The 14,256-nt window shown below is 70.4% G+C and carries 13 protein-coding genes; 3 read left to right on the top strand and 10 right to left on the bottom strand.

Features of this window, described 5'->3' with window-relative positions; genetic code table 11:
• Positions 1 to 16 precede the first annotated feature (16 nt).
• A complete protein-coding gene (locus tag NR810_RS08585) occupies positions 17 to 595 on the bottom strand; it encodes a hypothetical protein (RefSeq protein WP_257450027.1) in 579 nt (192 codons plus the stop codon).
• A 71-nt stretch (positions 596 to 666) separates the two neighbouring features.
• Between NR810_RS08585 and NR810_RS08580 the strand changes: the two genes are divergently transcribed.
• Positions 667 to 2,148, top strand: coding sequence for a DUF2252 domain-containing protein (locus NR810_RS08580; protein ID WP_257450025.1), 1,482 nt, complete (start codon positions 667 to 669; stop codon positions 2,146 to 2,148).
• Positions 2,149 to 2,158: 10 nt separating this feature from the next.
• Here NR810_RS08580 and NR810_RS08575 read toward each other — a convergent pair whose 3' ends face one another.
• The 6 genes from NR810_RS08575 to NR810_RS08545 form a co-directional block, all read right to left on the bottom strand.
• Positions 2,159 to 2,746 carry a nucleotidyltransferase family protein gene (locus NR810_RS08575; RefSeq protein ID WP_257450023.1) on the bottom strand — a complete coding sequence of 196 codons (588 nt, stop codon included), beginning with the start codon at positions 2,744 to 2,746 and terminating at the stop codon, positions 2,159 to 2,161.
• A gap of 4 nt (positions 2,747 to 2,750) precedes the next feature.
• Entirely contained in the window at positions 2,751 to 3,884 is a 1,134-nt protein-coding gene (locus NR810_RS52040) for an XdhC family protein (RefSeq protein ID WP_326522491.1), read from the bottom strand.
• On the bottom strand, positions 3,881 to 6,094 hold the full coding sequence (locus tag NR810_RS08560) for a xanthine dehydrogenase family protein molybdopterin-binding subunit (protein WP_257450021.1): 2,214 nt from the start codon (positions 6,092 to 6,094) through the stop codon (positions 3,881 to 3,883). Before NR810_RS08560 ends, NR810_RS52040 begins: the two co-directional genes overlap by 4 nt.
• Complete coding sequence (locus NR810_RS08555) at positions 6,091 to 7,077, bottom strand: FAD binding domain-containing protein (RefSeq protein WP_257450019.1); 987 nt, start codon at positions 7,075 to 7,077, stop codon at positions 6,091 to 6,093. Before NR810_RS08555 ends, NR810_RS08560 begins: the two co-directional genes overlap by 4 nt.
• A gap of 15 nt (positions 7,078 to 7,092) precedes the next feature.
• The gene (locus tag NR810_RS08550; protein WP_257450017.1) at positions 7,093 to 7,791 is read right to left on the bottom strand and encodes a (2Fe-2S)-binding protein; all 699 of its coding nucleotides are present in this window, start codon (positions 7,789 to 7,791) and stop codon (positions 7,093 to 7,095) included.
• Between the two features lie 153 nt (positions 7,792 to 7,944).
• A complete protein-coding gene (locus NR810_RS08545; RefSeq protein WP_257450015.1) occupies positions 7,945 to 8,436 on the bottom strand; it encodes a serine/threonine protein kinase in 492 nt (163 codons plus the stop codon).
• 175 nt (positions 8,437 to 8,611) lie between these two features.
• On the opposite strand from NR810_RS08545, the gene NR810_RS08540 reads away from it, so the two are divergent.
• Positions 8,612 to 8,983: a helix-turn-helix domain-containing protein gene (locus NR810_RS08540; RefSeq protein ID WP_257450012.1), complete on the top strand. Its 372-nt coding sequence runs from the start codon at positions 8,612 to 8,614 to the stop codon at positions 8,981 to 8,983.
• Positions 8,984 to 9,002: 19 nt separating this feature from the next.
• Here NR810_RS08540 and NR810_RS08535 read toward each other — a convergent pair whose 3' ends face one another.
• The 3 genes from NR810_RS08535 to NR810_RS08525 form a co-directional block, all read right to left on the bottom strand.
• Complete coding sequence (locus NR810_RS08535) at positions 9,003 to 9,410, bottom strand: helix-turn-helix transcriptional regulator (RefSeq protein ID WP_257450010.1); 408 nt, start codon at positions 9,408 to 9,410, stop codon at positions 9,003 to 9,005.
• A gap of 163 nt (positions 9,411 to 9,573) precedes the next feature.
• The gene (locus NR810_RS08530; RefSeq protein WP_257450007.1) at positions 9,574 to 10,791 is read right to left on the bottom strand and encodes an FAD-dependent monooxygenase; all 1,218 of its coding nucleotides are present in this window, start codon (positions 10,789 to 10,791) and stop codon (positions 9,574 to 9,576) included.
• Between the two features lie 60 nt (positions 10,792 to 10,851).
• Positions 10,852 to 12,900: a protein kinase domain-containing protein gene (locus tag NR810_RS08525; protein WP_257450005.1), complete on the bottom strand. Its 2,049-nt coding sequence runs from the start codon at positions 12,898 to 12,900 to the stop codon at positions 10,852 to 10,854.
• Between the two features lie 202 nt (positions 12,901 to 13,102).
• Between NR810_RS08525 and NR810_RS08520 the strand changes: the two genes are divergently transcribed.
• Entirely contained in the window at positions 13,103 to 14,158 is a 1,056-nt protein-coding gene (locus NR810_RS08520) for an acyltransferase domain-containing protein (RefSeq protein ID WP_257450002.1), read from the top strand.
• Positions 14,159 to 14,256 lie beyond the last annotated feature (98 nt).

The following is a 14,256-nucleotide window of genomic DNA, read 5'->3' as shown; positions in this document are numbered from 1 at the left end:
CTTGCCGGACTTCCGCTCACCTGCCAGCCTGGCGAGGCTCGCGCCCGAGCGCCATCGCCGAGCCGACGAAGGGGAGCACCTTCGTGTATCCGGACGGTGGAGGAATCTCCGTGGTGCTGGCCGTCCCCATCTGGGTGATTCCCTGGGGAATGAGGTTCGCCAGGTTCCAGGTCCTGCCCCCGAACGTGAAGTCGGCGCTGGAGCGCAGCGCCGCCGAGAACAGGTTGTTCACGACCGGTCCCACCGTCGTCCCCACCACGAGAGAGAGGCGCTCGAACGTGGCGATGGGCTCCCCCTGGGAGAACGTGTCCGGTTTCGAGAAGTCTCCGCGTGGCTCCCGGTTGAGGTACAGCGTGAAGCCGCCCCGGGCCTCGAGCGACACCGAGAGGTCTCCGTTCTGGAGCGTCTGGCTGGTGAAGGGCTCGGCCCGGAAGGTGAAGAAGGCCGTGGACTCGCCCGGCGGGCCCGCGAACAGGGGCTCGATGCCGCCGAGGTGGGCGAAGTAGCCCAGATCCCTCAACCTGCCGTCCTGGGATTCGTAGAAGCGTCCGATGGCGTACCAGACGACGCTGCCCGCGATGGGGGGGAGGTGCATGGGAGGGGAGCGTAGGGCGTTGCCCGCCCCACGGGGTGACCGATCCGTTCGCGATGCCTAGCTTTCCGGCGATGGCCGTCCGTTCCAAGACACGTGCCGGGGCGCGCCGGACCGCGTCCCTCCGTTCCCGCCGCAAGCCCCAGGTCGTGGTGCGCCATGACCTGACCGAGCCCGAGCCCGGCCCACCGCTCGTGCCCGAACACGTCCCCGATCGCGGGGAGCGCAAGCGCCAGGGCCGTGTCCTCCGGGACAAGACGCCGCGGGAGGCGCACGCCCGGTGGCAGCCACCGGCGGACCGGCCGGATCCCATCGCGCTGCTGGAGGCCAGCAACAGCGGACGGATCCCCTCGCTCGTGCCCATCCGCCACGCGCGCATGCTCGAGGATCCGTTCGCCTTCCTGCGCGGCTCGGCCGTCATCATGGCGAACGACCTGGCGCACACGCCCCATACGGGCATCAAGGTGCAGGCCTGCGGCGACGCGCACCTGGCCAACTTCGGCATGTACGCCACCCCCGAGCGCAACGTCGTCTTCGACGTCAACGACTTCGACGAGACGCTCCCCGCGCCCTGGGAGTGGGATCTCAAGCGGCTGGTGGCGAGCATCTGGGTCGCGGGCCGCTGCTCCTGTGGTGCCACGGATGCCGGGTGCGAGGAGGCCGTGGCCGCCTGCGTGCGCAGCTACCGCCGCTGGATGCGCCGGATGTCCCATTGGTCCTTCCTCGACGTGTGGTACGCGCGCGTGAACGCGGAGGACCTGTTGGAGATGATCGACCAGCAGGAGCGGGGGAGCGCGGAGAAGACGCTCGCCCAGGCGCGCCGGCGCACCCAGCTGGCCACCCTGCCCAAGCTCACCGAGCTGCGCGAGGGCCGCCGCTGCATCATCCACGAGCCGCCCCTCATCGTGCGCACCCCGCGCGATCACGCGGAGACGCTGGCCGAGGTGCTCCAGGTGATGGGCGGAGGTTACCTGTCCTCCCTGCAGGGGGACCGCGGCACGCTGGTGCGGCGCTACCAGACGGTGGACGTGGCCCACAAGGTCGTCGGCGTGGGCAGCGTGGGGACGCGTTGCTACATCGCGCTGCTGCTCGGCGCGCACGCGGAGGATCCGCTCTTCCTCCAGGTGAAGGAGGCGGGGCCGTCCGTGCTGGAGCCCTTCGCCGGCAAGAGTGCCTACGACCATCCCGGGCAGCGGGTGGTGGAGGGGCAGCGGTTGATGCAGGCCGCCAGCGACATCTTCCTCGGCTGGTGCCAGGTGGGCACGCGGTACTTCTACGTGCGCCAGTTGCGCGACATGAAGGGCTCCATCGACGTGGAGCGCCTGTCACCCCGCGGGCTGCGTGAGTACGCGTCGCTGTGTGGTTGGGCGCTGGCGCGGGCCCATGCGCGCGGGGGAGACGCGGCCATGCTGCGGGGCTATCTCGGCCGGGGAGAGGTGTTCGATCAGGCCCTGTGCCGCTTCGCGCGGGCCTACGCCGACCAGACCGAGCGGGACTTCGCCGCCTTCCAGAAGGCGGTGCGCGGCGGCCGGTTGCAGGCCCACGAGGACGCTTGAGCGCGCCCGCTCACGTCCGGAGCAGGCGCTCGACGTCCTCGGGAGTGTCCACGTCCAGCTCGCCTCCGGGCAGCGGCACCACGGCCACCCGGCCCGGATCCTTCGCGAGCAGCGGCCGTGCCCCCGCGCTGGCCGGGAGCGCCTCCAGCTCGGCGAAGAGGCTCCGGTCGAAGAGCGCGGGCACTCCCACCGTCCCCGCGTACCCCGAGGCGACGATGGGCTGGCCCCGCTCCTGGTGGGTCCGCCTCAGCGCCATCAGGTGCTCGGCCGTCACCGCGGGCTGATCGCACACCATCAGCACCACCGCCTCCAGCGACGGTGTTTCCCTCAGCGCCTCCATCCCCAGGCGCAGCGAGCCGCCCATGCCCTCCCGCCAGCGCGTGTTCTCCACGTCGCGCACGGACAGGCCCGCCAGCTCCGCGCGGTGGGCGTCGGCCTCGGCTCCCAGCACCACCACCACCGGGTGACAGCCCGAGGCCAGTGCCGTCTCGGCCGCGCGCCTCAGCAGGCTCCTGCCGTTCCAGCGCAGCAACTGCTTGGAGTGCCCCAGCCGCGTGGAGCCTCCAGCCGCCAGCAACACCAATCCCGTGGTGGCCATTGTCTCAGCTTCCCGAGGGCCCGCCGTGGATGGGGCCCTTGCGATCCTTGAGGAAGCCGCCACTCCGTCCCGCCATGATGGCGCGCACCTCGGCGATGATGGAGACGGCGATCTCCTCCGGGCCCTCGGCGCCCACGTCCAGCCCGGCCGGCCCGTACACCCGCGCTCGCTGGGCTTCGGTGCCCGCCCGTCCTTCGCGAGCCAGTTCCCCCAGCATGCGCTCGGTGCGGCTGCGCGGACCCAGCACGCCGATGTAGCGCACCGGCGAGTGCAGCAGCGCCTCCAGCAGCGTCCTATCCGTCTCGTAGCCGTGGCTCATGATGACGGCCGCCGTGCGCGGGCCCAGCTCCAGCGCCGAGAGCGCCGTCTCGGGAGGGCTGCCCACCACCGCGTCCGCCCGGCCCGACAGCCGCGCGCTCAGCTCCTGCGGCCGGCGCGACACCACCGTCACGTGCCAGCCCACCGCTCGCGCCGCCTCCACCAGCGGCACCACGTCATGCCCGCTCCCGAACACCACCAGCGGCTGCGGGGGCTGCACCACCTCGAGGAAGATCTCCAGCTTCCCTCCGTCCACTTCGTAGGTGCGCACGCGCGAGCCGCCCTCGGCCAGCACGGCCCTCGCGTCCGCCTCCAGTCCCGGCACGACCTCCCTCAGCCCCGGCGTGGCCCGGACCTGGCCCTCCGCGTCCAACAGCATCCGCGCCGCGAGCTCCACTGGGGAGGTGCCCTCGGTGTGCAGCACCGTGGCCATCAGTCCCGCCTGGCGCCGCCGCACGCAGCCGGAGACGAACTCCACCGGGTTGAGGGCGTCGTCCGGCCGCAGCCGCTCCAGCAGCAGCTCCACCCGGCCTCCACACCCGGTGCGCAGGAACACCGCCTCGTCCTCGGACAGCGAGTCGAAGACGAGGCGCGCCGGCCGTCCCTCGGAGGTGAGCCAGAAGGCCTTGCGCAGCAGCTCCCGCTCCAGGCAGCCGCCGCTGACACTGCCCGCGTGCCAGTGCTCCTCCGTCATCAACATGCGAGCCCCGGGGCGCCGGTACGCCGAGCCAGTGACTCCGACCACCGTGGCCAGCACACAGGGAGTGCCCTGCGTGCGCAGGGCCTCCCACGACTCCATCAGGGCTCGCGATTCCTTCACAGCAGCTTGTCCAGGGTGATGGGCAGATCCCGCACGCGCTTGCCAGTGGCATGGAAGACGGCGTTGGCCACCGCGCCGGCGACGCCCGTGGCGCCAATCTCTCCAATGCCCTTCACACCCATGGGGTTGATGTACGGATCCTTCTCGTCGACGAAGTGCACGTCGATGTCGGGCACGTCCGCTTGCACGGGCACGTGGTAGTCGGCCAGATCCGCCGTCATCACCCGTCCCATCTTCGGATCGCGCAGCGTCTCCTCGGTGAGCGCCATGCCCAGGCCGAAGATGACGCCGCCGATGATCTGGCTGCGCGCCGTCTTGGGGTTGAGGATGCGGCCCGCTCCCATCGCGGACACGATGCGGCTGACGCGCACGATGCCCAGCGCCTCGTCCACGCGCACCTCGACGAAGTGGGCGCCGAAGGCAAACGAGGAGTACTTGCGCTCCTCCGGAAGGGGCGCCGCGTCGGCCTTGGCCTCCACGTGGGGCAGGCCCTGGCGCGCGAGCAGCTGGGCGAACGTCTCGCCCCGGCCCTTGTCCTTGCGCGAGAAGAGGCGTCCGCCCGCGACCTCCACGTCCTTCTCGGCCAGCCCGTGCAGCGGCGAGGCCTTGTCCGCCACGGCCAGCTGCACCAGCTTGCGGCGCGCCTGGGTGGCGGCGTCGCGGACGGCGGGGGACACGGAGGCGGTGGTGGAGGAGCCACCCGCCAGCGGGCCGGGCGGCAGCACCGTGTCACCCATCTCCATGCGCACCTTCTCCGGCGGCAGCCCCAGCTCCTCGGCGGCCACCTGGGTGAAGACGGTGTAGGCGCCGGTGCCCAGGTCCGCGGCGCCGCACTGCACCACCGCGTTGCCATCCGCCATCACCCGCGCCAGCACGGAGGCCGGGCTGCGGTAGGCGGGGAAGGTGGCTGTGCCCATGCCCCAGCCGACGAGCACGTCCCCGTCGCGCATCGAGCGCGGCTGCAGCGGGCGCTTCTTCCAGCCGAAGCGCTCGGCACCCCAGCGGTAGCACTCCAGCAGCGACTTGCTGGACCAGGGGCGGCCGTCCTCGGGATTCTTGTCCGCGTGGTTGATGCGCCGCAGCTCCAGCGGATCCATCTTCAGCGCGTACGCCAGCTCGTCCATGGCGCTCTCGAGCGCATAGGTGCCCGGCGCCTCACCCGGGCCTCGCATGAAGGTGGGGGTGCTCGCGCTCAGCCGGACGATCTTCTGGGACGAGGTGACGTTGGGGCACGCGTACAGCATGCCGCTGGTGTTGGAGAAGGGCTCGTTGAAGCCGTCGTTCTCGGACGTCTCCGAGTAGCCCGTGTGGCGGATGGCGGTGAGCTTGCCCTTGGCGTCCGCGGCCAGCTCCAACTTCTGGAGCGTCTTGGGCCGGTAGCCCACGAGGGTGAACATCTGCCGGCGGCTGAGCACCAGCTTCACCGGCCGGCTCACGGCCTTGGCGGCCATGATGCTCAGGATGAGGTGGGACCAGGGCAGCGCCTTGCACCCGAAGCCTCCACCCACGTAGCGCGAGATGATGCGCACGTTCTCCTGCGGCAGTCCGATGAGGCCGGAGATGAACTGACGCGTGAAGAAGACACCCTGGTTGGAGTCGTACAGGGTGAGGTGCTCGGGGTCGTCCCACACCGCGATGGAGGCGTGGGGCTCCATGGGGTTGTGGTGCTCGGTGGGGGTGCTGTAGGAGGCCTCCACGCGCACGGCGGCCGCCTTCAGCGCGGCCTCCACGTCCCCTCGGGTGTGGCCCGGCGGCGGGCCGAACTGGGCCGGGGCCGGCTGCGCGTTCCCCAGCTCCGCCTCCATGTCCAGCTTCGCGGGCTTGTCCACGTAGGAGGTGCGCACCAGCGAGGCGGCGTGCGTGGCGCGCTCGAGCGTGTCGGCCACCACCAGGGCGATGGGCTGGCCGTTGTAGAGCACCTCGCTGTCCTGCATCACCGTGAGCCGGGGGAGGATGGGCACGGCGGAGAACTTGTCCAGGCCCGGCAGCTTGGGCGCGTTGCGCGGGGTGAGCACCGAGAGCACGCCCGGGGCCTTCTCCGCCTCCGCCGTCTGCATGCGCAGCACGCTGCCGCGCGGCACCGTGCTCTGCACGATGACGGCGTAGACCATGTTGGGCGGGTTGAACTCCGCGGCGTACTGCGCCTGGCCCATCACCTTCAGCCGGCCGTCCACCCGATCCAGGGGCTGGCCGATGACCTTGTCACTCATGAGCGACCTCCCAGCGTCGTCAGGGCGCGCACGACCAGCCGCCGCGCCAGCTCCACCTTGAAACCATTGTGCTCGCGGGGACGGGCGCCCTCGAGCGCCGCCTCCGCCGCCGCCTGGAACACCTCGGGCGAGGGGGCCTGGCCTTTCAGCTTCTGCTCGGCGCCCAGGGCGCGCCACGGCTTGGTGCCCACGCCGCCCAGCGCCAGCCGGGCCTCGCGGATGCGTCCCCCCTCCACGTCCAGCACCGCGGCCACCGAGGCCAGGGCGAAGGCGTAGGAGGCGCGATCACGCACCTTCATGTACAGCGAGCGGCGAGCGGCCGTCAGCGCCGGGAGATCCACCGAGAGCACCAGCTCGCCGTGCTCCAGGGCCGTCTCGCGGTGGGGCGTGTTGCCCGGCAGCAGGTGCAGCTCGGTGAAGGGGAGGGTGCGCTCGCCCTTGGGTCCCTTGACGCGCACGGTGGCGCCCAGGGCCGCCAGGGGCACGCACATGTCCGAGGGGTGGGTGGCGATGCACGCGTCACTGGTGCCCAGCACCGCGTGCCCGCGGTTGATGCCCCCGAGCGCGGAGCAGCCCGAGCCGGGCTCGCGCTTGTTGCAGGGGGTGGCCGTGTCGCGGAAGTAGGAGCAGCGCGTGCGCTGCAGGATGTTGCCGCCCACGGTGGCCATGTTGCGGATCTGCCCCGAGGCACCCGCGAGCAGGGCCTGGGAGAGCAACGGATAGCGCTCGCGGATGAGCGGGTGGTGGGCCACGTCACTGTTGCGCGCGAGGGCGCCGAGGCGGATGCCGCCATCGGGGAGCTCCTCGATCTTCGCCAGGGGCAGCTTGCGCACGTCCACCAGCGAGGCGGGGTTCTCCACCCCCAGCTTCATCAAGTCCAACAGGCCCGTTCCGCCGGCCAGGAAGGTGGCCTCGGGCGCACGGCTGACGCTGTCGACGCTGGAGTCCACCTCCAGCGACTGCACGTAGTTGAAGGGATTCATGCTCGGGACCTGGGGCTACAGCTTGGGCTTGGAGATCTGCCGCACCTGCTGGATGGCGGCGACGATGTTGGGGTAGGCGCTGCAGCGGCAGAGGTTGCCGCTCATGCACTCGCGCACGTCCGTGTCCGAGGGACCACAGGGCTCGGACATGAGGCCGACCGCGCTCATGAGCTGGCCGGGGGTGCAGTAACCACACTGGAAGGCATCGTTCTCGAGGAAGGCCTGTTGCAGAGGGTGCAGCGTGTCGCCCTTGGCCAGGCCCTCCACCGTGACGACCTCCGCGCCCTGCTGCATGACGGCGAGCGACAGACAGCTCAGCTCTCGCCGGCCATCCACCAGCACCGTGCAGGCACCGCACTGGCCGTGATCACAGCCCTTCTTGGTGCCGGTGAGCTGCATGCGCTCGCGCAGCGCGTCCAGCAGGCTGGTGCGCGGATCCACCTTCAGCGTGCGCTGCTGGCCGTTGATCTTCAGGGCCACCTCCACCTCGGAGGCCGGAGTGGCGGGGGCGCCGGCGGCGGGCGGGGTGGCGGCGGGCGCGGAGCCCTCCGTGGCGGGAGCCACGTGGCCGCAGGCCTCCAACAGGATGGCACTGCCGACCGTGGCCGCGGTGGCGGTGACGAGGAATTCACGGCGGGTGGCTCCCGGGGCCTCGTCCGCGAGAGCCTCCTGGGTTGCCAGCTCGTCCGGGGGGGTTTGCTTCGGGTCCGTCATGGCGTCTCCATCGAGGAAGACAACAGGGACGGCTTTATAACGTACTCAACGGGCGTTCGGGTGTTCTGAGCTTGCTCGGCGGAAGGGGGCGCAAGAGTAGGCGCCGCACGCACCTGACCTTCGTTGCCAGGTCGCTTCAGCGCGTGCGGTGGTTCACCGGAACGAGTTCACGATGTAGAGCCCCGCGCTGGAGAATTCGAGGATGGCTGTCCCCGGCTTGGACTCGGGTTTCTTCTTGAGTTGACCGCGTGCGAGCCGAGCCACGGCGCAAATGGGAATGGGTTCTTCGTCCGGTACGTGCGCCTCGTAATAACGGATGACGACCTGTGGGCCACCTGTCCAGACGCGTCCATAGAGACGGGTTACCGCCGGAAGAATCCCGAGGGGGCTGTTCAACATGCTCTCCACGGGACCGTCGTACAGGGTGACGGGGCTGGTGTCGGTCTGGTTCACGTCAAGCTCGACATCCGAAGCGTCCCCGACGGTCAATCCAAGACGCCGCATGGTTTCGAGCGCCTTTTCCGGGCACGTTTCCGGTCCGGGGGTGCCGTCCGGGCGAAGGGAGACGCCTCCAGTGGTCGTGCAACTGGAGGACACGCAAAACAGCAGGATGGAAGCGGGAATCAGTGAACGCATAGGAGCCATGAAGGGCGCGAGAGGTAGATGTTCCTTTCGTTGGGCTCACGGTCCGTGGCCATGGCCACGGACGACACGAGGAAAAGAAGCCAGGTAGACCGGCGAAGTAGGACAATCCACATAGCGCAGCACGACTTATCAGAGCGGGTCGACTGCGACCAGCTTTATGGTAGACGCCCTCTCCATGGACACGGACATTCAGCCAGCACTGGGCGAGGTGGCTCGTGAAGCCCGCGAGCGGCTGGGTCTTACGCAGACCCAGGTCGCCAACAAGGTGGGCCTCGTTCCAGGCGTCTACGGACGCATCGAGCGCGGGGACATGATGCCTAGTGTGCCGACCCTCCATCGGATCTGCCGCGTTCTCGGCATCTCCTCCGATGCACTGCTGGGGTTGGACCCTTCGCGAGTCGCCGCGAAGGTGGACGAAGCTCCTCCCGAGGAGAAGCTCCCCCCCGAGCTGCGGCGCGTCCTTCATCAACTTCGGGCCTGGCCGGTGAAGCGGTTGAAGGTGCTCAGCAGGGTCCTGACCTTGATCGCCGCCGAGTCCGAGGACTGAGCCAGACCGCGCGCTCCTCTCACTCGGAGGAGTCCTCTGGCCGTTGTCCCGTGTATTTCAACAAGGCGCTGGCCATGCTGCCCACCACCGAGAGCTGAGCGGCGTCCATCCGGCGAAGCGTCCGCATCACCCGGCGCAGCTCCGGGGTGTCCTCCTCTTCTCGAGCGGGCTCCTCCGGCCACGAGAAGGTCGTCTCGGCGTCGAGCCCCAACATGGCGTTGGCGTCCACGTGCAGCGTGCGGCACAGCTTGCGCAGGGTCGGCACGCTCGGGAGCATGTTCCCTCGCTCGATCCGGCCGAGGACCTCGGTCGCCAGCTCGACGCGCTCCGCGACATCGACCTGGGTCATCTCCGCCCTCTTGCGTGCCTCGCGGAGCGTCTCTCCCAGGTGCATGGCCAGCCGAGTCCTCTCTTTGTTTTCCGTCATGGGCATGTGTTCTCCTGTGCGCGGTAGCGCCCGTGAGAGGAGGAGGGCGCTCTCATTGGTTACCAGCGTTCCACTCCGACAGGTAACACAGAAGGGCGGAGGATTGGAAGCCGCCTTACCGGGTAGGTCATCCCTCCGGGCCAACCGGCCGGAGTAGGATGTGTCACGGGAGCCGGGACACCGGGACGCCGTAGCGCATCTCCACCGGGGTGACGCCCCGGCTGCTCTGATCCGCCTTCTTCATGAGCCGCAGCACCAGGCCGAGCAGGGTGAACATGATGTGCTCGACGAACATCGGCGCCATCACCATCCGGTGCACCCGCGTCTGCATGCCCTGGATCATGTCCGTCTCGGGCCGGCGCTCGTCCTCGATCTTCTGGAAGACCCGCTCATCGAGCGGCTGCTCCGCGCGGATCGCATCGAGCAGGTGATTGGCGGCCACGAGGCTGTCGCGGATCGCCAGGTTCAATCCCAGTCCTCCCGAGGGAGACATCGTGTGCGCGGCATCGCCCAGGAACAGGATTCCGGGTGCATGCCAGCGCTCGACGCGATCGACCACCACCCGAAGGAATTGGGACTCGGTGCGCTCGTCGAGCTTCGCCTCGATGTGGGGCCGCAGCTTCTCGGGCACCGTCGGCAGCAGCCGACGGCGCAGCTCGGGGACATCCTTTCGCAGGCCGCCGAGATCCCCGGGCGCGCTGTAGGCCACCTGCAGCCGAGACCGCGTCGTCGGGACGAAGACGACCACCACGCCCTTGCCGAACATGTGCACGTCGACGCTCTCCGGCAGCGCCTCGGGCGCGTCCGAGAGATCGAAGCGCAGCCACACCACGTCCGCGGGAACCTGCGTCGTCTGGACCTGGAGCCCCACGTCCCTGCGCAGCCCGCTGTTCCGGCCGCTACAGTCCACGAAGAGATCTCCCTCGACGCGGCCCTCGGCGCCTTCCCGCCGCGTCTTCAGCGCCACCACCCGGCCATTCTCGCGAATCGTCTGGAGGGCCGTGGTGCCGAAGTCCAACTGGTAATGGGGATGACGGCCGCACAGCTCGTGCAGGAGTTGGAGGAGCCCCGCCTGGGAGACCAGCGAGCCCCGCTCCTTGCCGCCCGGGACCATCACCCGCCGGGTCCGCCCGACGAACAGCCGCCGCTCGACGTTCGGGAGCGCCAGCTTCTTCTCCACGAGCAGCGGCAGGATACCGAGCTGCTCCAGTGGAGCGAGCGCCGAGGGTTGGAGCAGCTCGCCGCGGAACTCACGCTCGAAGTCGGGATGCCGCTCGAGCACCCGTACGGGGACGCCATTCGTCACCAGCTGGTAGGCGAGCAGCATTCCAGCGGGACCAGCACCAACGATGACGACCTGGGGGTTCGTTTTCCGAGACATTGAGCGGACTGTATCCAACCAGGCCGCACAGTCTCGTCTGTCAGGCGCTCAATCCCTGACTCACTGCGCCGGGTCGAACTCGGGGAAGAAGACCAGGCGCTGGTCCCCCATCAGCTGGAAGGACTTCTCCCAGACGTCCCCGTTCAAGGTGACGCGCAGATCGTACACACCCTCGAACAGCGTCATCTCGGCGAGCGGCGCCGTCCCCACGTCCCTCCCATCGAGGGTGATGCGGGCCCCCGCGGGCGCCTGGACCAGGACCGAGCCCATGCCCAGGCGGATGTGGAACGTCGACGTGCCGTCGTGGGTGATGTCGATCATCCGGGCCGTCCGCAGGTTCTTCGACGGATCGGTGAACGTCAGCGTGTGACGGCCGAGGGGGAGGGGAACCGTCAGCGGCGTGCGGCCGATCGCCCGGCCGTTGATGGACACCTCCACGTCGGGGTTCACGAAGAGCTCGGTCACCGAGGGGGTCGCGGGCGCGGGCGCCGGGGCCTTGCTCGGCACGCGCACCCCGGCATCCCTCGGGGCCTCGGGCTCCGCGGTGAGCATCACGGAGGGTTTGAGGTCCGGGATGTTCGCGTCCTCGAGCACCTCCGGCTTGTGCCGGGTGCTCCAGATGGCGCCAATTCCGCTCAGCAGCAGCAGGGCCCCGATGGCGATGGCGATGCGCCCCATCGCGCGCGGCGGGCGCACGGGCGCGGCGGTCCGCTCGGCCCGGGTCGCCGCGGCGGGCGGCACCGCTTCGGCGGGCTGCGTCACGCGCGAGGAGGTGGTGGCCGCCTCGGCCCCGGGCGCTCCTGGAGACGGCGGCGCTCCGGCCGCGATCGGGATGGCGCGCTCGGTCTCGACGAGGGACGTGTCCGCGACGGCCGGCGGAGGCTGGGCGGCGGCGATCGGGACGGCACGTTCGGTCTCGACGAGGGACGTGTCCGCGACGGCCGGCGTGGGCTGGGTGACGCGCTCGGCGGGGACGGCGCGCATCGGCTGGGTGACACGCTCGAGCACCGGAACGGGAACGGGAACGGGCTGGGTGATGCGCTCGCCCACCGGAACGGGAACGGGCTGGGTGATGCGCTCGCCCACCGGAACGGGAACGGGCTGGGTGATGCGCTCGCTCACCGGGACAGGCACGGGCTGGGTGATGCGCTCGGCCACAGGAACGGGCACGGGCTGGGTGATGGGTCCCCCCGCCAGTCCCTTCTCGAGCAGCTTCTTCCGGGCGAGCCGGGCCTCGCCGTCGGGAGGCAGCAGTTTCGCGAGCATCTCCGCGAACGCGGCGGGGGTGGGCAGCGCGCCGCTGGCGGCCACCAGGGCCTCGCGGAAGGCATGGGCGCTCGGGTAGCGCTGATCGGCGCGCTTCGCCGTGGCGCGGCGCACCACGTCATTGAGCACGGCCGGCACTTCCACCGGCAGGGGCGGCAGCGGGCGGTTGAGGATGGCCTTGTCCGGCTCCAGCGAGTCCTGGAACGGCCTGCGCCCCGAGAGGCACTCGTACAGCAGCAAGCCGAGCAGGAACACATCCGTCAGCACCGAGGAGGCCGCCCGGCCTCCCATGAGCTGCTCGGGGGCGCTGTAGAGGCGCTGGTTACGCTTGCGCAGGATGTTGCGCTCCTGCGGCGCCACGCTCAGCGCCCCATAGCCAGACACCTTGCACACGCCGCTGAAGGAGACCATCACCGTCTCCGGGCGCAAGTCTCCGTGGATCAGCGGGGTGCCGTCATCGCTCCCCGCGACGTGGGCGTAATGCACCCCCATCGCCACGTCGGCGACCACGAGCGCGGCGAAGGGGGCCGGCAGGCGATGGGCCACCTCCAACACCTTGCGAAGGGGCTCTCCGTCCGCGTACTCCGTCACCCGGGCGATCCGGCTCTCCAGCGTCACCAGCCCGTGCACCCGGAGGATGTTGGGGTGATCGAAGATCGTGGCGCGCTGCGTCTCCCGCTCGAGCTTGGTCAGCAGTACCGGATCCCGCGTGACCTCCGGTGGGGCCCAGACGAGGACGACGGGAAGGGGAGGTCTACCCTCCTCGAGGGCCAGCGCGAGGAACGGGCGGGAGCCTTCACCCGGGACGAGGGGACCGAGCAGATGATGACGAACCGGGGGCATGAGATGGCGCACATGCTAGGACGTTCACCCCTCCCGTCGCCAGTCGGGGGTCTCCAAAGAGGGACTTAATCCGTTGCCCGGGGTTCCGCTTCACTCTCAGGAAAAAACGGTTAGTATGTCCAACAGTGTTGTAGAGATTTGACGGGACTGTCCGAGACCGCTCGGGTGCGGGGCAGGACGAGTCCCAGCGCGGGAGTGGGGCATGCGGCGGACCGTCGAGGAGTCCCTGATGCGTCACGAGGATCAGACGGACCGGGACGAGGGCCCGTGCCGGCCGGTCTTCGTCTTCTCCGGCCAGGGCTCGCAGTGGACGGGCATGGGGCGGGCGCTGTGGGAGTCTCCCGTGTGCGCCCCGGTGCTGGAGGCCTGCGAGGCCGAGGTGCGGCGGCACATGGGCTGGTCCCTGCGGGAGGCGCTGACGGCGGAGGGAGCGCGCCTGGGCGACATCGAGGTGAGCTGCCCGGCCATCGTGGCGGTGGAGATCGCGCTGGCGGCGCTGTGGCGCTCGTGGGGCGTGGAGCCGGCGGCGGTGGTGGGGCACAGCATCGGCGAGGTGGCGGCGGCGCACGTGGCGGGGGTGCTCTCGTTGGAGGATGCGATGCGCGTCATCTGCCACCAGGGCCGCACCATCGGGCGCCTGCGGGGGCAGGGGGCCATGGCGGTGGTGGGCGTGCCGTGGGCGCGGGCCGGCGAGGCGCTGCCCGGGTTCGAGGGCCGGGTGTGGCGGGCCATCCACGCGAGCCCCGAGTGGACGGTGCTGGCCGCGGAGCCGGAGGTTTTGGAACAGGTGCTGGTGGTGCTGCGGCGCGAGGGCGTGCCCGCCCGGCGTGTCGACTCGGAGGTGGCGGCGCACTGGCCGAAGGTGGATCCGCTCCGGGGTGAGCTGCGCGGGCTGCTCGGGGAGCTGCGCCCCGGCCCGGGGCTGCTGCCGGTGATCTCGACGGTGACGGGCGGTGGGCTCCCGGGAGAGCGCTTCGATGCGGACTACTGGGTGCGCAACCTGGCCGAGCCGGTGCTGTTCCGCGAGGCGGTGGATGTGCTGCTCGGTGCGGGGCACGACGTCTTCCTGGAGGTCAGCCCGCACCCGCTGGTGAAGCACTCGCTGGAGTCGTGCATGGAGCGGGCGGGACGGCGCGGGACGACGCTCGTCTCGCTGCGGCGGGGCAGGGCGCCCGGCCAGGAGATGCCGGGCACGCTGCGCACGCTGTCCGAGCTGGGTTCACGGCGCCGGTGCTCGGCGCTGGCGAACGTGGCCTGAGCCCAGGTGCGCGGGCAGGGGAGCGGGCGCTCGGAGTCCCTCCCGTGGGAAGGGCGGTGAGGGGCCTCGCTCGGAGTGTGTCATCCGGGCCGGGGGTC

Source organism: Archangium lipolyticum, from assembly GCF_024623785.1.
GTDB lineage: Bacteria > Myxococcota > Myxococcia > Myxococcales > Myxococcaceae > Archangium > Archangium lipolyticum.
The sequence above is the reverse complement of the archived record's forward strand: the minus strand, read 5'-3'. Positions and strand labels throughout refer to the sequence as shown.